The sequence below is a fragment of the Solimonas variicoloris DSM 15731 genome, from assembly GCF_000382285.1.
GTDB lineage: Bacteria > Pseudomonadota > Gammaproteobacteria > Nevskiales > Nevskiaceae > Solimonas > Solimonas variicoloris.
This window is the reverse complement of the sequence record NZ_KB907929.1, coordinates 73,796-89,438: the sequence shown is the minus strand read 5'-3', so window position 1 is coordinate 89,438 and position 15,643 is coordinate 73,796. Positions and strand designations below refer to the sequence as shown.

At 70.8% G+C, this 15,643-nt stretch carries 16 protein-coding genes; 5 read left to right on the top strand and 11 right to left on the bottom strand.

The features are described 5' to 3' along the window. Positions 1–183 precede the first annotated feature (183 nt). From gpmA to H149_RS20225, 3 genes are all read right to left on the bottom strand, one after another. Positions 184–936, bottom strand: coding sequence for a 2,3-diphosphoglycerate-dependent phosphoglycerate mutase (gpmA, locus tag H149_RS0108090; protein WP_026352983.1), 753 nt, complete (start codon positions 934–936; stop codon positions 184–186). A 216-nt stretch (positions 937–1,152) separates the two neighbouring features. Then, a complete protein-coding gene (locus tag H149_RS0108085) occupies positions 1,153–1,683 on the bottom strand; it encodes a gamma carbonic anhydrase family protein (protein WP_020649242.1) in 531 nt (176 codons plus the stop codon). A gap of 7 nt (positions 1,684–1,690) precedes the next feature. Next, positions 1,691–2,671 carry an alpha/beta hydrolase gene (locus H149_RS20225; RefSeq protein ID WP_020649241.1) on the bottom strand — a complete coding sequence of 327 codons (981 nt, stop codon included), beginning with the start codon at positions 2,669–2,671 and terminating at the stop codon, positions 1,691–1,693. A 94-nt stretch (positions 2,672–2,765) separates the two neighbouring features. On the opposite strand from H149_RS20225, the gene H149_RS0108075 reads away from it, so the two are divergent. The 3 genes from H149_RS0108075 (at position 2,766) to H149_RS0108065 (ending at position 6,483) form a co-directional block, all read left to right on the top strand. Then, positions 2,766–3,338: a LemA family protein gene (locus H149_RS0108075; protein WP_020649240.1), complete on the top strand. Its 573-nt coding sequence runs from the start codon at positions 2,766–2,768 to the stop codon at positions 3,336–3,338. A gap of 8 nt (positions 3,339–3,346) precedes the next feature. Then, positions 3,347–4,279, top strand: coding sequence for a GIDE domain-containing protein (locus H149_RS20220; RefSeq protein WP_020649239.1), 933 nt, complete (start codon positions 3,347–3,349; stop codon positions 4,277–4,279). 140 nt (positions 4,280–4,419) lie between these two features. Next, positions 4,420–6,483 (top strand): M3 family metallopeptidase, encoded by a 2,064-nt coding sequence (locus H149_RS0108065; protein ID WP_020649238.1) that lies wholly within the window; start codon positions 4,420–4,422, stop codon positions 6,481–6,483. A gap of 85 nt (positions 6,484–6,568) precedes the next feature. Here the strand turns inward: H149_RS0108065 and H149_RS20215 are convergent, their stop codons facing one another. Next, positions 6,569–8,317, bottom strand: coding sequence for an alkaline phosphatase family protein (locus H149_RS20215; protein WP_020649237.1), 1,749 nt, complete (start codon positions 8,315–8,317; stop codon positions 6,569–6,571). Between the two features lie 163 nt (positions 8,318–8,480). Between H149_RS20215 and xth the strand changes: the two genes are divergently transcribed. Both xth and H149_RS20210 read left to right on the top strand, forming a co-directional pair. Continuing rightward, a complete protein-coding gene (gene xth / locus H149_RS0108055; RefSeq protein WP_020649236.1) occupies positions 8,481–9,266 on the top strand; it encodes an exodeoxyribonuclease III in 786 nt (261 codons plus the stop codon). A gap of 147 nt (positions 9,267–9,413) precedes the next feature. Then, positions 9,414–10,409, top strand: coding sequence for a hypothetical protein (locus tag H149_RS20210; protein ID WP_020649235.1), 996 nt, complete (start codon positions 9,414–9,416; stop codon positions 10,407–10,409). A 24-nt stretch (positions 10,410–10,433) separates the two neighbouring features. Here H149_RS20210 and H149_RS20205 read toward each other — a convergent pair whose 3' ends face one another. The 7 genes from H149_RS20205 to tldD all read right to left on the bottom strand — a co-directional run bounded on the left by H149_RS20205 (position 10,434) and on the right by tldD (position 15,602). After that, positions 10,434–11,762 (bottom strand): gamma-glutamyltransferase, encoded by a 1,329-nt coding sequence (locus tag H149_RS20205; protein ID WP_051101822.1) that lies wholly within the window; start codon positions 11,760–11,762, stop codon positions 10,434–10,436. A gap of 86 nt (positions 11,763–11,848) precedes the next feature. Further along, complete coding sequence (locus tag H149_RS0108040) at positions 11,849–12,097, bottom strand: YfhL family 4Fe-4S dicluster ferredoxin (protein WP_020649234.1); 249 nt, start codon at positions 12,095–12,097, stop codon at positions 11,849–11,851. Between the two features lie 52 nt (positions 12,098–12,149). Then, complete coding sequence (gene coaD, locus H149_RS0108035) at positions 12,150–12,659, bottom strand: pantetheine-phosphate adenylyltransferase (RefSeq protein WP_020649233.1); 510 nt, start codon at positions 12,657–12,659, stop codon at positions 12,150–12,152. 60 nt (positions 12,660–12,719) lie between these two features. Next, positions 12,720–13,286, bottom strand: a complete 567-nt coding sequence (gene rsmD / locus H149_RS20200) for a 16S rRNA (guanine(966)-N(2))-methyltransferase RsmD (RefSeq protein WP_020649232.1) — start codon at positions 13,284–13,286, stop codon at positions 12,720–12,722. Next, positions 13,286–13,636: a TfoX/Sxy family protein gene (locus tag H149_RS20195; protein WP_020649231.1), complete on the bottom strand. Its 351-nt coding sequence runs from the start codon at positions 13,634–13,636 to the stop codon at positions 13,286–13,288. Before H149_RS20195 ends, rsmD begins: the two co-directional genes overlap by 1 nt. Positions 13,637–13,701: 65 nt before the next feature. Further along, a complete protein-coding gene (locus tag H149_RS0108020; RefSeq protein ID WP_020649230.1) occupies positions 13,702–14,160 on the bottom strand; it encodes a GNAT family N-acetyltransferase in 459 nt (152 codons plus the stop codon). Then, complete coding sequence (gene tldD, locus H149_RS0108015) at positions 14,157–15,602, bottom strand: metalloprotease TldD (RefSeq protein WP_026352981.1); 1,446 nt, start codon at positions 15,600–15,602, stop codon at positions 14,157–14,159. Before tldD ends, H149_RS0108020 begins: the two co-directional genes overlap by 4 nt. Positions 15,603–15,643: the final 41 nt, after the last annotated feature.

Below are 15,643 nucleotides of genomic sequence, written 5' to 3'. Positions count from 1 at the left end.
GCGTGCGTGCGCATCCCCTCGCGCCGGCCGGCGCGCGGCCCGGCGCCGCGATGCGTATGACGCGATGCCGTATGCCGCGGTGACGCATGACGCATGACGCGGCAACTTCGTGGCCGGCCGCCGAAACCAAAAGACCGGGCACGAGGCCCGGTCCTGGCTTGCCACACGGCGCGAGCGCGACGCTCAGCTGCGCGTCTTGCCCTGGTTGGCGACCGCCTCGGCCGCCTTCTTCGCCGCTTCCGGATCGCCGAGGTAGCGGTAGGACTTCACGCGCAGGTCCTCGTGCAGTTCGAACAGCAGCGGAATGCCGGTCGGGATGTTCAGCTCGAGGATGTCGTGGTCGGAGACGTTGTTGAGGTACTTGTAGAGCGCGCGCAGCGAGTTGCCGTGCGCGGTGACCAGCACCGTCTGGCCGCTCTTGAGCTGCGGGGCGATGGCGTCGTGCCAGTACGGCAGCACGCGCTCGAGCGTGGTCTTCAGCGACTCGGTGGCCGGCAGCACGTGCTCGTCGAGCTTGGCGTAGCGGCGGTCGAACTTCGGGTGGCCGCCGTCATTGTCGGCCATCGGCGGCGGCGGAATGTCGTACGAGCGGCGCCAGATCTTGACCTGCGCCTCGCCGTGCTGGGCGGCGGTCTCGGCCTTGTCGAGACCCTGCAGGGCGCCGTAGTGACGCTCGTTGAGGCGCCAGGTCTTGTCGACCGGGATCCACATCTGGTCCATTTCGTCGAGCGCGGTGTAGAGCGTACGGATCGCGCGCTTGAGCACCGAGGTGTGGGCGACGTCGAACAGCAGGCCCTCCTCGCGCATCAGCCGGCCGGCGGCGGCGGCTTCCTGGCGGCCGGCCTCGGTGATATCGACATCGACCCAGCCGGTGAAGCGGTTGTCGAGGTTCCACTGGCTCTGGCCGTGGCGCAGCAGCACGAGTTTACGGGTCACATCAGGCTCCAAACGCCGCGCCACGCGCGGCAGCTACAGGTGGCGATCAATCCAGGCTCTCGGCTTCCGGCTTCTGCGGCCGGAAAGCGCGAACCCCGCCGGACGGCAGGGCTCGTCTTCGCGGCGAAGACCCTCCGCCGCGATCCGGCAATTTTAGCGCCGAACGGGGGCGATGCTGTGAGGAATGCGGCGAGCGACGCGAGCGGCGCGCCGGCCTTAGCCGGCTTCGAGATAGCGGTTCTTGAGCCGCACGTAGTGCTCGGCCGAATAGCGGAAGTGGGCGCGCTCCTCGGGCGTCAGCGCGCGCGCAGGCTGCGCCGGCGCGCCGCGGTACAGCCAGCCGGACTGCAGCAGCTTGCCCGGCGGCACCATGCTGCCGGCGGCGATCAGCACCTCGGACTCGACGACGACGCGGTCCATGACGATCGCGCCCATGCCGATCAGGCAGCGGTCGCCGATCGTGCAGGCGTGCAGGATCACGCCGTGACCGACGGTGACGTCCTCGCCGATCGTCAGCATCACGCCGCCCGGCGAATACGGGCCGTCGTGCGTGACGTGCAGGACGCTGTTGTCCTGGATATTGGAGCGGGCGCCGACGACGATGCGGTTGACGTCGCCGCGCGCGGCGACGAAGGGCCAGACCGAGACGTCGTCGCCGAGCGTGACGTCGCCGATCACCGCGGCCTGCTCGTCGACGTAGACGCGCGCGCCGAGCGTCGGCGCCAGACCGCCGTAGCGGCGGATCATCGCCCGCTCACCGCAGCGGCACCGGCGGCGCCGCTTCGATCGAATCCGAGTACGGCACGCCCTGCGTGTCGGGCGCCGCGTCCGGCTGCAGCGGCGCGGCCTTGAGACTGCCGGCCTGCGGCGTCGGCTGGCCGGCGGACTTGCGCCGGATGAAATCCTCGACCTGGTCGAGCACGTCGGAGCGGCCGCGCAGCAGCGACGCGAACGAGCTGATGATGAGGTCGTGCGACATCTTCGGATAGATCAGCGTCTCGACCGGACCGCCCGCCTTGGTCACCGCCTGCGCCAGCGTGCGGGTGTTGGCGACGTCGACGATCTGGTCGTCCTCGCCGTGCACGAGGAACAGCGGCGGGTTGCTGCCATCGACGAAGAAGATCGGCTGCGTGTACGGGAAGCGGTCGACCGGACCGAACAGGTCGCGCAGGTCCGGCGCGGTGATCGGCATGAAGTTGTAGAGCCCGGCGAGACCGACCATGCCGCGCAGCCAGCTGCGCGAGCCGCCGACGCCCTTCAGATATTCCTCGTTGAGCGCCAGCATCGCCGCAATGTGGCCGCCGGAGTTGTGGCCCATGACGAACAGCTTGTCGCTGCGCCCGCCGTAGTGCGCGGCGTTGTCGCGCGCCCACTTCACGGCCCGCGCGCCGTCCTCGACGAAGTCCGGGAAGCGCACGCGCGGATACAGGCGCACGTTCGGAACCACCGCGACGAAGCCGCGCGAGGCCAGCGCCTGGCCGACGAACTTGTAGTCGGACTTGTCGCCCTGCTGCCAGCGACGCCCGTAGAAGAACACCACGACCGGCGCGTTCTGCGCGCTATCGGGCATGTAGACGTCGAGCGTCAGATTGTTGGTGCGGTCGTACGGGACGTCGGCGGTCAGCGTATAGCCGCGCCGGGTCGTCATGTCGTTGAGGACTTCCTGGCCGGTACAGCCGGCAAGCCCGGCCAGCGAGGCGGCGCCGAGCAACAGCATCACGAGGATTCGCAGCATGGGGTTTTCGATCGATGTCACGATTCGTCCGTATGGTAACGTGCGCTCCCGATTCGCTGCACCACTTTCAAGTCACGCTTCCTGTGGGGGGAACATGCTGACTGCGTTCATCTGGCTCGCCGCGGGCCTGGCGGTGGTCGCCTACGCGATCATCGTCTACAACGGCCTGGTCAACCTCAAGCACGCCATCGGCAAGGCCTGGAGCAACATCGACGTGTTGCTCAAGCAGCGCCACGACGAGCTGCCGAAGCTGGTCGAGACCTGCCGCCAGTACATGCAGTTCGAGAAGACCGCGCTCGAGCAGATCATGGCGGCGCGCGCCGGCTCGCAGAAGGCGCGCGAGGCCGGCGACGTCAAGGGCGTCGGCCAGGCGGAGAGCCTGCTGCGCGGCGGCCTCGGCACCGTGGTGGCGACCGTCGAGGCCTATCCGGAACTGAAAGCCAACCAGTCGATCCAGCAGCTGCTCGGCCGCATCACCGGCCTCGAGAACGCGATCGCCGACCGCCGCGAGTTCTACAACGAGGCCGTCAATCTCAACAACGTGCGCATCGAGCAGTTCCCGGACGTGCTGGTCGCCCGTCTGTTCGGCTTCAAGCCGGCCGAGCTGCTGCAGTTCAGCGCCGACGAAACCCGCGACGTCGATCTGCGCGCGCTGTTCCGCAACTAGCCGCCGCGGTGCCCCTGCTCGAACTCGGCCGTGAGCTGGCGGCCACCCCGCCGGCGCCGTTCTGGCTGATGTGCACGCTGCTGGCGCTGCTCTCGGCGGGGGCGTTCCTGAGCGGCTTCCGGCGGCTGCGTCGCGCCCGCCACCTCGAAGACACGCCGACCTCGCGCATCCGCTCGGCGGCGCAGGGCTACGTCGAGCTGCGCGGCTACGCGCGGCTGCTGCCCGGCCCCGATATCGTCTCGCCGCTGTCCGGCGTGCGCTGCGCGTGGTGGCGCTACCGGATCGAATACCGCCGCACCGAGGACGACAGCAGCGGGCACAGCAGCGACTGGGAAGTGATCGAGCAGGCCAGCTCGGAGGAGCTGTTCCTGCTCGCCGACGACAGCGGCGAGTGCATCGTCGATCCGCATCGCGCGCGCGCCTGGCCGAGCCTGTCGCGGCGCTGGCAGGGCGACTCGCGGCGGCCGGCGCGCATCCCGGCGCGCACGCCGTGGCTCACCAGCGGCAACTACCGCTACAGCGAGCAGCTGATCGGCATCGGCGATCCGCTGTACGTGCACGGCTGGTTCCGCACGCAGTCGGCGGCGCAGCAATACGACGAAGCCGCCGAGGTCCGCGACCTGCTGCGCGTCTGGAAAACCGACCGCCACGAGCTGCTGCGCCGCTTCGACGCCAACGGCGACGGCGAGGTCGATTTCGCCGAATGGGAACAGGCGCGCCGCGCCGCGCAGCAGCAGGTGCGCGCCGAGCACCTCGAGCAGAGCCTGCACCCCGAGCTGCACGTGCTGGCCGTGCCGCCGGACGGCCGCGATTTCATCCTCTCGACGCTGGACGAACACGTGCTGGCACGGCGGCTGCGCGCGCAGGGGCTGGCGCTGCTGGCGCTGGGCCTGGCCGCCGGCGGCGCCCTGAGCGGGCTGCTCGGCCTGCGCGGCGCCTGACGCCGGCCCCGCGGCCGCCTGTGGATAAGCGCCAAAAAACGCCGCAAAACCGGCCGTTCCGGCCATCCTGAACGAACGGTCCTCGAAAACGGGCCGGACCGTCCCCAGAATAACGATCCCTTCCGCTGTACCGGTCCGCCATGCAAAACCCGCTACTTCTCGACGCGCTCGCCCAGCCGCTGCCGGCCTTCGACGCCATTCGCCCCGAACACGCCGAACCGGCCCTCGACGAGGTACTGGCCCGCAATCGCGCCGAGCTCGAACAGCTGCTCGCCCGCAACGAGGCGCCGACCTGGGACACGCTGATCGAGCCGCTCGAGGACATGAGCGACCGCATCCAGCGCGCCTGGGGTCCGGTCTCGCACCTGTTCAGCGTCGTCTCGACCGCCGACTGGCGCCGCGCCTACAACGCCTGTCTGCCGAAACTCACCGAGTACAGCGTCGAGGTCTCGCAGTCCGAGCCGCTGTTTCGCGCCTACGAGGCGCTCGCCGCGTCCGCCGAATACCAGCGCTACGGCGCCGTGCGCCGCAAGGTGATCGCCGACGCGCTGCGCGACTTCCGCCTGTCCGGCATCGCCCTGCCGGCCGCCGAGAAGGCGCGCTACAAGGACATTTCGCTGCGCCTGTCGGAACTGCAGACGAAGTTCGAAGAAAACCTCATGGACGCGATCCAGGCCTGGGGCAAGCACGTCGAGGACGAGGCGCTGCTGGCCGGCATGACCGACGCCGCCAAGCAGGCGGCGCGCGCGCGCGCCGAAGCCAAGGGCTTGAAGGGTTACTGGCTGACGCTGGATTTCCCGAGCTACGACGCCGTCATCAGCTACGCCGACCACCGCGAGCTGCGCCGCGAGCTGTACGAAGCCTTCGCCACGCGCGCCTCGGACCACGGCCCGCAGGCCGGCCAGTTCGACAACGGCGCGCTGATGGAGGAAATCCTCGCCCTGCGCCACGAGCTGGCGCGGCTGCTCGGCTACGCCAACTACGCCGAGCTGTCGCTGGCGACCAAGATGGCCGAATCACCGGACGAGGTCGAACGCTTCCTCGTCGACCTCGCGCAGCGCGCCAAGCCGCGCGCGCAGGCCGATCTCGACGAGCTGCGCGCGTTCGCTCGCGAACGCGACGGCCTCGATGACTTCGCGCCCTGGGACGCGGCCTACTACAGCGAGAAGCTCAAGGAGCAGAAGCTCGGCCTGTCCGACGAGGAACTGCGGCCGTACTTCGCGTTCGATCGCGTCGTGCGCGGCATGTTCGACGTCGTGCAGCGCCTCTACGGCATCGGCATCGACAAGGTCGACGGCATCGCCACCTGGCATGCCGACGTCAGCACCTACGTGCTCAAGGACGGCGACGGCGTGCCGTTCGGCCTGTTCTATCTCGATCCGTACGCGCGCGCCGAGAAGCGTTCGGGCGCGTGGATGGACGAGTGCATCAACCGCCGCCGTACCCCCGGCGGCGTGCAGCAGCCGGTCGCCTACCTGACCTGCAATTTCACGCCGCCGCTGCCCGGCCAGCCGGCGCTGCTGACGCACGACGAAGTCGTCACGCTGTTCCACGAGTTCGGCCACGGCCTGCACCACCTGCTGACGCGCGTCGACGAAGCCTCGGTCGCCGGCATTCACGGCGTCGCCTGGGACGCGGTCGAACTGCCGAGCCAGTTCATGGAGAACTGGTGCTACGACGCGGCGACGCTGAAGCACTTCGCGCGTCACTGGCAGAGCGGCGCGCCGATGCCCGAGGAACTGCTCGGCAAGCTGCGCCAGTCGCGCAGTTTCCATGCCGGCCTGGGCACCGTGCGCCAGCTCGAATTCGCGCTGTTCGATCTGCGCCTGCATCGCGACTTCGATCCGGCCCGCAAGTCCGAGCACGGCGCGCGCGTGCTGGAACTGCTCGACCGCGTGCGCGACGAAGTGGCGGTGATGAAGCCGCCGGCCTTCAACCGCATGCCGTGGAGCTTCTCGCACATCTTCGCGGGCGGCTACGCAGCCGGCTACTACAGCTACAAGTGGGCCGAAGTGCTGTCGGCCGACGCCTTCGCGGCCTTCGAGGAAAGCGAGTTCTCGCCGGAGATCGGCTACCGCTTCCGCGACACCATCCTGGCCCAGGGCGGCTCGAAGGACGCGATGGACCTGTTCGTCGAATTCCGCGGCCGCAAGCCGAGCATCGACGCACTGCTGCGCCACAACGGCCTCGGCGAAACCGCCTGAGGCCTGGCGCCACGCGGCCCGGCGGCGAACGCGCCGGGGCGACGGCAGACTTGCAGCGATCCGCCGCCCGGCCGGCCCGCCGCGCCTAGCGCACCGGCGGCACGCTGGTCGGTGACGGCGCCACGCAGAGCCTCGTCGCGCCGTACGGCGTACGCGCCGGCGGCGCGTTGTTCGACAGCACGCAGGTCAACGCGGCGCCGCGATCGAGATCGCGGCAGACGCCGTCGACGGCCGGCGTGGCGACGCCGACCACGGCGGCGAGCGTCGGCGCGATATCGACGGTCGCGATCGGCAGCGACTGCTCGAAGCCGCGCGCGCCCGGCCACCAGAAAATGATCGGCACGCGCCGGTCGTAGTTCCACGGCGAGCCGTGGCCGGCGATCGTATCGCCCGGCTGCTCCGGCTGGCCGTACGAGATGTAGGGCTGCCAGATCAGCTGCAGATCGCCGGAGCGCTGCGCGTCGGTGCTCTCGGCGATGCGTTCGAGCAGGCTCAGCTCGTCAGCCGGCCGCTCGCGCGGGATCTTCGCGTCCAGCGCCTCGTCCTTGGTGTACGCGGCAACCAGCTGCGGCGTGCCAGCGAGCGCCGCCCGCGCCGCCGCGACGATCTTTGCGCGCTGCGCGGCGTCGGCCCGGGCCGAGACATACAGCGCCTGCTCGTCGCCGAACAGCGGCGCGTAGGCGAGCCCGAGTTCGCCGCGGATGCGCTCGTTGAGCTGCGCGAGCCAGGCCTTGCCGCCGGACAGGCGCTGCGCCGGGACGCCACGTTCGGCGACGCGCTCGGCGGCATCCATCGCGCCGTGGTCGGCGCTGAGCACGACCAGATACGGCAGGCCGCGACGATCGAGGCGCGCCAGGAAATCGCCGAGCATCGCATCGAGCTGCGCGAGCTGCTCGCACATCTCCGGACCCTGATTGCCGTAGCGATGGCCGACGTAATCGGTCGCGCTGAGGCTGACGGCGAGCAGGTCGGTCGCACCGCGTGCGCCGAGCGCGAACTCGTCGACGAGGTGTTCGGCCAGCGCCAGCGTGAGGCGATCGAGCTCCGGCGACGCGCGCAGCCAGCGCTGGAAGCCGGGGTCCGCGCGCAGCGGCCGTGCGCCATCGCGCGGCAGCGGCGGCGGTACGCGATGATCGAGCCGCAAGCTGCCGTAGGTCCGCGCGCCGTCGAGGGCGGCGCAGCGCCGCGTCGTCGGCCGCCACTGCGGCGGGGCCTTGGCCCAGCGCCGCTCGATCTCGGCATTGAACGCGACCACCGGCCGCAGGCGCGCGGCGGCGGTCTGGCCGGGGCCGACGTAGGTGTTGAAGCCGCGCTCGTCGTCCCACCAGTAGATGGCGGCCGGATCGTGGCCGGACATCATGATCGCGGCGCGGTCCTTGCCGGACACGGCGACCGTGCGCGACGCCGGATCGGCGGCGTGCAGCCATTCGCCGAGCGTCGACCCGCGCAAGTGCGCCGGCCCGCGACCCTGCTCGCGGCCCGGTACCGTGTTGGCGTCGTCCTGCACGCAGTAGATCTTCTGCCCGTCGGGCGCGAACCAGGTGTTGGCGACGATGCCGGTCGCGGCCGGATGCCGGCCCGTCAGCAACGTCGAGTGGCCCGGGCAGGTCTCGGTCGCGGCGTGGCTCTGGTAGCCGTTCGGGAACACCACGCCCTCGCCGGCCAGACGCGCGAGCCCGCCGCGGAACTGGCTGCGGTACTGCTCGAACAAGTTGGCCGAGAACTGATCGATCGAGATGGCGACGATCAGCTTCGGCGGCGGTGCGGCGGCGAACGCCGGCGCGCCGGACCACACCGCGAGCGCCGCCAGCGCGGCGATGCGGACACGATTCATGGAGAAGTCCCCTCGGACCTTGCTTACGCCCATAGCGTCACCGTACTGCCCGGGCCCGTCCAGCATGCCGGCGCCCGATGACGGCGGCGGGACAGCGGGCGGCGCCGTCGGCGCGCGGCCCGAGCCTCTAGAATGGCGAGCCCTCCCTGCGCCGCGCCGCCCGATGAAGATCGCCACCTGGAACGTCAACTCGCTCAACGTCCGCCTGCCGCATCTGCTCGACTGGCTGAAGGCGCAGGAGAGCAGCGGGCCGGTCGACGTGGTGGCGCTGCAGGAGCTCAAGCTGGTCGACGAGGCTTTTCCGCACGCGGCGCTGGCAGAGGCCGGCTATCGCGCGGTCAGCAACGGCCAGAAGACCTACAACGGCGTCGCGCTGCTGGCGCGCAGCGAGCCGCAGGACGTGGTGCGCGACATGGACGGCTTCGGCGACGACCAGAAGCGGGTGATCGCGGCGACGATCGGCGGCATTCGCTTCGTCAGCGTCTATGTCGTCAACGGCCAGGCGCTCGGCAGCGAGAAGTACGCCTACAAGCTGCGCTTCCTGGAAGCGCTGCACGACTATCTGGCCGCCGAGCTCGACCGCTATCCGCTGCTCGCGGTCGGCGGCGACTACAACATCGCGCCGGCGCCCGAGGACACGCACGATCCGAACACCTGGGAGGGCGAAATCCTCTGTTCGGAGCCGGAGCGCGCCGGCCTGCGCCGCCTGCAGGCGCTCGGTCTGCACGACGTCTACCGCCTGTTCCCGCAGGCGCCCGGCGGCTACACCTGGTGGGACTACCGGGCCGGCGCCTTCGCGCGCAACCAGGGCCTGCGCATTGACCACTGGCTGCTGTCGTCGCCGCTGGCGGCACGCGCCCGCGCCGCCCGCATCGACCTGGCGCCGCGCCGCCTCGAACGGCCGTCCGACCACGCACCGCTGCTCGTCGAGCTGGGCCTGCAAGCCTGAGCCGCCGCTACCATCCGGCGGCGGCGCGCGACCCTCCGTCAGTCGCTGGCCGAACCCGGCCGGCGACTGAGAACAAGGTCCTTCCGGCTGCCCCGGCGAGTGCCTAAGATCGGGCGCTTTCACGCGGTTCACGCAAGGAGTGAATCGATGGCGGCAGAGCGGCGCAATCACTACGACGTCACCGACACGGTGCAGATCTCGCATCCGCAGGATGTCTGCGCCGCCGTCTGCACGCTGCTGCGCAGACGCTATCCGGGCCTCGACCTCAAGCCGCTGCGCCAGGGCTTCTCGACCTTCGGCCGGCTCTACGCCGGCACCCTGCCCGGCTACGCCGGCTGCGACACCTGGTACCACGACGCCCAGCACAGCCTCGACTGCGCGCTGGCGATGGCGCGTCTCATCGACGGCCACGAGCGCAGCGTCACGGCGGCGCAGCAGCTGGGGCCGCGGCGCGCCGTGCTCGGCCTGCTGATCGCGCTGTTCCACGACGCCGGCTACATCCGCCGCCGCGGCGACAGCGCCCGCAACGGCGCCGAGTTCACGCTCACCCACGTGCGCCGCAGCGGCGAATTCCTCGGCGAGCTGCTGCCGCGCATCGGCTACGGTGAGGACGTCGCCAAGGCGCGGCAGATCGTGCACTTCACCGGCTACGAAATCGCGCTCGACGAAATCCAGGTCCGCAACGCCAAGGACCGCCGGCTCGGTTTCCTGCTCGGCAGCGCCGACATCCTCGCGCAGACCGCCGACCGCTGTTACCTCGAGAAATGCCGCGACTTCCTGTTCCGCGAGTTCTCGATCTGCGGGCTCGCCGGCGAGCCGCAGCCGGGGCGCCCGGCGCCGATCTACCGCACTGCGCGCGAACTGCTCGAGAAGACCTGCGCCTTCAACCATCAGCTTTGGGAAGAGCGCCTCGACGGCTACTTCGGCGGCGTGCATCGCTATCTCGCCGCGCATTTCGGCGGCCATGATCCGTACAGCGCAGCGATCACGGCGCATCTTTCGCGCATTACCGCGCTGGTGCGCGACGAGCGCCTCGACGAACTGCGCCTGCGCCCGGTCGCGATCAACCGCGAGCGCCTGCGCGAAATCCTCGCCGAGGCTGCGCCGAGGCGGCCGACGCCGGCGCTGGCGCACGCCGCGTAGGCGCCGCGCGGCGGCGCAGCGGCGCTACGGCGCCGCGCGCGTGCGCACGGCCGTGCCGCGACCGCTGCCGCGCGGATCGGCGGCGGCCGAGAGCGTGTCGCCCGCCACGTCCCAGCCGAGCACCTGCAGCTCGCCGTAGGCGGGCACCGCTTCGAGCGTATGGCCGAGCGCAGTCAGTCCCTGGCGCGTGGCGGCGTCGAGCGCCCCTTCCTCGAACTGCACGCGCGGCGGCGCACCGGCCAGCGCCAGACGCGGTGCGGCGACCAGCGCCGCCGGATCGAGGCCGCGCGTCCAGGCGCTGATCGCCGCGCCGGTCGTCGCGACGCCGCGCGGCCCGCCCGCGGCACCGAGCACCAGCAGGCCGCGCGGCCCTTCGACGAAGACCGGCGCCAGCGGCGACAGCGGCCGCTTGCGCGGCGACAGCGCGTTGGCCGGACGGACGGTGGCCGGCGAGAAATCTTCCATCGCCGCGTTGAGGAACACGCCGGTGCCCGGCGCGACGAAGCCCGAACCGAACGGCCGCGCCAGCGACAGCGTCGCCGCCACCCGGTTGCCCTGCGCATCGAGCACCACGATCGGCGCCGCGGCCGCTTCGCCAGCGGGCGCCACCAGCAGCGCTTCGGCACCGCTCGCCGCCGGCGTCGCATGGTTCGCGGCGATGCGCCCGGCCAGCGCGCGCAGCTGCGCGCGCGACACCCGTTCGGCGGTCGGCACACGCACCCGGTCCGGATCGCCGAGGTCCGCAGCGCCCTCGCCGCCGGCGCGCCGCTGGCTTTCGATCCAGGCGTGCCGCGACGCAACCGAACCGTCGTCGCGCCAGCCGAGAATTTCGAGCTGGCCGAGCAGTTGCGCGAGCGCGACGCCGCCGGACGAAGGCGGCGGTGCGGTGATCACGCGATAGCCGCGGTAATCGAATAGCAGCGGCTCGCGTTCGGCCGCCGCATAGCGGCCGAGATCTTCGCCGCTCCAGACGCCGCCGGTCGCCTGCACGGCTTTCAGCAGCTGCGCGGCGACCGGACCTTCGTAGAAGCCGGCGCGGCCGCGCTGCGCGAGCTGCTCCAGCGTCGCCGCCAGATCCGGCTGGCGCAGCACGGCGCCGGCCGCCAGCGGCCGGCCGTCCGGCACCAGCAGCTTGCGCGCCGCCCACGACAATTGCGGCGTCTGCGCGACGATCGCGCGCGCCAGCGCCGCGTCGACGGCGACGCCGTCGCGCGCCTGGCGGATGGCCGGTGCCAGCAGCGTCGCCAGCGGCCAGCTGCTCGAGGCAGGCCTGCGTCGCCAGCGGATGCGGGGTCGCGCAGGCGTAGCCGGGCGGGGTCGGCGACGGCGGCGCGGCCTGCGCCGCGGCGGCACACAGCGCACACGCGGCGAGCAGCGGACGTAGTCGGTTTTTCATCTGGGCGGCTCGATGCGAGGAACGGCTGGCGCGGCCGCGCGACCTAGAGCGTGATCAGCCGCTTGTACTTCGCCAGCAGCTGCTCCGGCGTCTCGGCATGATCCGGATCGAGCGGAATGCAGGCGACCGGGCAGACCGCCTGGCATTGCGGCTTGTCGAAATGGCCGACGCACTCGGTACAGAGATCGGGATCGATCTCGTAGATCTCGATGCCCTGCGAGATGGCGTGATTGGGGCAGACCGGCTCGCAGACGTCGCAGTTGATGCAATCGTGCGTGATCTTCAGAGCCATGGCGCCATTGTAGCGCGCCGCTCGCGCGTGCCGAACCGCCGTGCGGCGGCCTTCAGCCCTTCTTCGCGTTCGGCGGCTTGCGTCCGAAACGCTCCATGAGGATCGGCATGACGGCCTCCGGCACCAGCTTCTCGACCGGCGCGCCGAGGCCGGCCAGCTCGCGCACCAGCGACGAGGACAGGTGCGCGTACTGCGGCGACGGATTGAAGAACACCGTGTCGAGCTGCGGATACAGATCGCGGTTCATCACCGCCATCTGCTTCTCGTAGTCGAAATCGGCGGTGGTACGCACGCCGCGCACCAGCACCGTCACGCCGTGCTCGCGCGCGAAATCGACGACCAGGCCCGAGAAGCCCTGCACCTCGACGTTCTTCAGACCGCGCGACACCTTGCGGATCAGCGCGATGCGCTCCTCGAGCGTGAACTTCGGATTCTTGGCGATGTTGCTGCCGACCGCGACGATCAGCTTCGGGAACATCTTCGCGGCGCGCTTGATGATGTCGTAGTGGCCGTAGGTGACCGGATCGAAGGTGCCGCTGTACGCCGCGATGATGTCCGCCATGTTGCCTCGTTCTTGGTGTTGTGCAGCCGAACCGCGCGCGTCGCGCGCGACCCGGGACAGCTACTTTTCGGCCGGGTGGTGATAGGTCGCGAGGCCGAAGCATACCTGACCGGCCTTCTTTTCCCGCAGCAGCTCGAAGCCCGGCGGCAGCTGCGGCGCCGTGCCGGCCGGCCATTCGAGGTAGATGCGGTTGTGCGGCGCCAGCGCCTTCGGCAGCTCCGGCAGCACGCGTTCGAGCAGGCCCTTGCCGTACGGCGGATCGAGGAAAACGAGATCGAAGCGATGCCAGGTCTGCGCCAGGTAGAACTCGGCATCGAGTTCGATCACCTCGGCGTGCTGTGCCTTCAGCAGCAGCAGCGCGGTGCGGATCGCGCCGGCCTGCTTGCGGCCCTGTTCGACGAAGCAGCACGAGGCCGCGCCGCGTGACAGCGCCTCGATACCGAGCGCGCCGCTGCCGGCGAACAGGTCGAGGCAGCGCGCGCCGTCGATGTACGGGGCCAGCCAGTCGAACAGCGTCTGGCGCACGCGATCCGGCGTCGGCCGCACGCCGCTCGCCGGGTCGAACTCGACGACGCGCGAGCGCCACTGTCCGCCGATCACGCGCAGCCGCCCTTCCGCACGCGGCATCAGACGCTCTCCCCGCGACGCGGCAGTTCGGCCGCAGCCTGCATCCATTGCCGCAGCTGCGCGCCGTCGGCGAGCACGTCGTCCGGCACTTCGTAGTAGCCGCGCATCGCGCGGCCGCCGTAGGGCTGGAACGCCGTCATGCCGGCGCGCTCGTGGCGCGCGCGCGTGACGTCGTCGACGCGCAGGTACAGGCGACCGCCGAAGACGATGCAGAACAGGCCTTGCGGCCCGTCGAGGCAAACGCCGCCGAACAGGCGCCGCTCGCGCCAGGCGCCGACACCGCCGTCGACGCGCGCGAACAAGGCCTGAGCACAGGCTTCGTTGTGCAGTGTGGCGGCTTGCTTGGGCATGGCGCCGACTTTAATGCGCCGCACGCCGCCGTCAACCCGGCGCTGCGCCGGCGATCCGCACCGCCTCACTCGGCTGCCGCCGGCGTTCGGCGATAGAGGTCCGGCACGTAGCGCTCCATCAGCGTCTGCGGCTTGAGCGGCGCCGTGAAACCGAACTGCGCGTAGAGTCCGTGCGCGTCGGCCGTGGCCAGCGTGAAGCGGCGCAGGCCCTGCAGCTGCGGATGCGCGTCGATCGCGCGCAGCAGCGCCTTGCTGTAGCCGCGCCCGCGGTACGCCGGCAGCACGAACACATCGACCAGATTGGCGAAGGTCGCGTAGTCCGAGATCACACGCGCGAACGCCACCTGCCGCGCCGCGCCAGCCTCGTCGAGATAGCCGCCGAAGCACAGTGAGTGACGCAGCGAGGTCTCGACGGTGGCGCGCGCAATGCCGCGCGCCCAGCTCGACTGCCGCGTCAGGAAATCGTGAATCAGCTCGACGTCGAGGGCGTCGCGATCGTTCGAAACGCGCAGCACCGCACTCATGCCGTCTGCGTGCCGCCGACGGTGATGGCGTCGAGCTTGAGCGTCGGCTGGCCGACGCCGACCGGCACGCTCTGGCCGTCCTTGCCGCAGACGCCGACGCCGGTATCGAGCTTCAGATCGTTGCCGACCATCGACACGCGCGACAGCGCTTCCGGGCCGTTGCCGATCAGCGTCGCGCCCTTCACCGGCCGCGTGATGCGGCCGTTCTCGATCAGGTAGGCCTCGCTCGCCGAGAACACGAAGTTGCCGGAGGTGATGTCGACCTGACCGCCGCCGAAGTTGACCGCGTACAGGCCCTTCTCCACCGAGGCGATGATGTCGCCCGGCTCGCTCTTGCCGGGCAGCATGTAGGTATTGGTCATGCGCGGCATCGGCAGCTGCGCGTACGACTCGCGGCGGCCGTTGCCGGTCGGCGCCATCTTCATCAGGCGCGCGTTGAGCTTGTCCTGGATGTAGTTCTTCAGCACGCCGTTCTCGATCAGCGTCGTGCACTGCGTCGGCGTGCCCTCGTCGTCGACGGACAGCGAGCCACGGCGGTTGAGCAGGGTGCCGTCGTCGACGATCGTGCACAGCGGCGACACCACCTGCTCGCCGATGCGGCCGGAGAACGCCGAGGTGCCCTTGCGGTTGAAATCGCCTTCGAGGCCGTGGCCGACCGCCTCGTGCAGCAGCACGCCGGGCCAGCCCGGGCCGAGCACGACCGGCAGCGTGCCGGCCGGCGCCGGCACCGCTTCGAGCAGCATCAGCGCCTGGCGCACCGCCTCGCGCGCGTAGCGCTCCGGCATGTCGCCGTCGAAGACCTCGGCGTAGCGCGCGCGACCGCCGCCGCCGGCGTGCGCGGTCTCGCGACGGCCCTGGTGCTCGATGATGACCGACACGTCCATGCGCACCAGCGGGCGCACGTCGGCGCTCCAGGTGCCGTCGCTGGCGGCGATCAGCACGGTCTCGAAACTGCCGGCCAGCGAGCACATCACCTGGATCACGCGCGGATCGGCGGCGCGCGCGGCGGCGTCGGCGCGGCGCAGCAGTTCGAGCTTCTTGTCGGTCGGCCAGCTGGCGAGCGGATCGACCGGCGCGTACAGCGGCTTGACTGCGCGCGGCGCGAAAGCCTGCACCGCGCCGATCTGGCCGGCGCGCACGATCGCGCCGGCGGTGCCGGCGGCGTCGGCGAGCGCGGCGAGGCGCAGATCGTCGGAGTACGCGAGGCCCTGCTTGTCGCCGGCCACGGCGCGCACGCCGACGCCATGCTCGACGTGGTGCGCGCCGGACTTGATCAGGCTGTCCTCCAGCGACCAGGTCTCGGTGACGGCGTGCTGGAAGTAGAGATCGGCGCTGTCGACGCCGGGCCGCATCAGCCGGCCGAGCACGTCGGCGACGCGATCCTGGTCGAGCTCCGCGGGTTCGAGGAGCGTGGCTTGCGCAAGTTCGAGGCTGTCGGTCATGTCGGTCCGCTGGAAGTCGGTCCGCCGCTGCGGCGACGGAA

What these genes read in the sequence shown, in the direction of transcription:
- H149_RS0108065 (WP_020649238.1), top strand. Translation starts at nt 4,420, where the DNA reads ATGCAAAACCCGCTACTTCTCGACGCGCTCGCCCAGCCGCTGCCGGCC.
- coaD (WP_020649233.1), bottom strand. Translation starts at nt 12,659, where the DNA reads ATGGCGGACATCATCGCGGCGTACAGCGGCACCTTCGATCCGGTCACC.
- H149_RS0108020 (WP_020649230.1), bottom strand. Translation starts at nt 14,160, where the DNA reads ATGAGTGCGGTGCTGCGCGTTTCGAACGATCGCGACGCCCTCGACGTC.
- H149_RS20195 (WP_020649231.1), bottom strand. Translation starts at nt 13,636, where the DNA reads ATGCCCAAGCAAGCCGCCACACTGCACAACGAAGCCTGTGCTCAGGCC.
- xth (WP_020649236.1), top strand. Translation starts at nt 8,481, where the DNA reads ATGAAGATCGCCACCTGGAACGTCAACTCGCTCAACGTCCGCCTGCCG.
- H149_RS20210 (WP_020649235.1), top strand. Translation starts at nt 9,414, where the DNA reads ATGGCGGCAGAGCGGCGCAATCACTACGACGTCACCGACACGGTGCAG.
- H149_RS0108075 (WP_020649240.1), top strand. Translation starts at nt 2,766, where the DNA reads ATGCTGACTGCGTTCATCTGGCTCGCCGCGGGCCTGGCGGTGGTCGCC.
- H149_RS0108085 (WP_020649242.1), bottom strand. Translation starts at nt 1,683, where the DNA reads ATGATCCGCCGCTACGGCGGTCTGGCGCCGACGCTCGGCGCGCGCGTC.
- H149_RS0108040 (WP_020649234.1), bottom strand. Translation starts at nt 12,097, where the DNA reads ATGGCTCTGAAGATCACGCACGATTGCATCAACTGCGACGTCTGCGAG.
- tldD (WP_026352981.1), bottom strand. Translation starts at nt 15,602, where the DNA reads ATGACCGACAGCCTCGAACTTGCGCAAGCCACGCTCCTCGAACCCGCG.
- H149_RS20215 (WP_020649237.1), bottom strand. Translation starts at nt 8,317, where the DNA reads ATGAATCGTGTCCGCATCGCCGCGCTGGCGGCGCTCGCGGTGTGGTCC.
- H149_RS20225 (WP_020649241.1), bottom strand. Translation starts at nt 2,671, where the DNA reads ATGCTGCGAATCCTCGTGATGCTGTTGCTCGGCGCCGCCTCGCTGGCC.
- rsmD (WP_020649232.1), bottom strand. Translation starts at nt 13,286, where the DNA reads ATGCCGCGTGCGGAAGGGCGGCTGCGCGTGATCGGCGGACAGTGGCGC.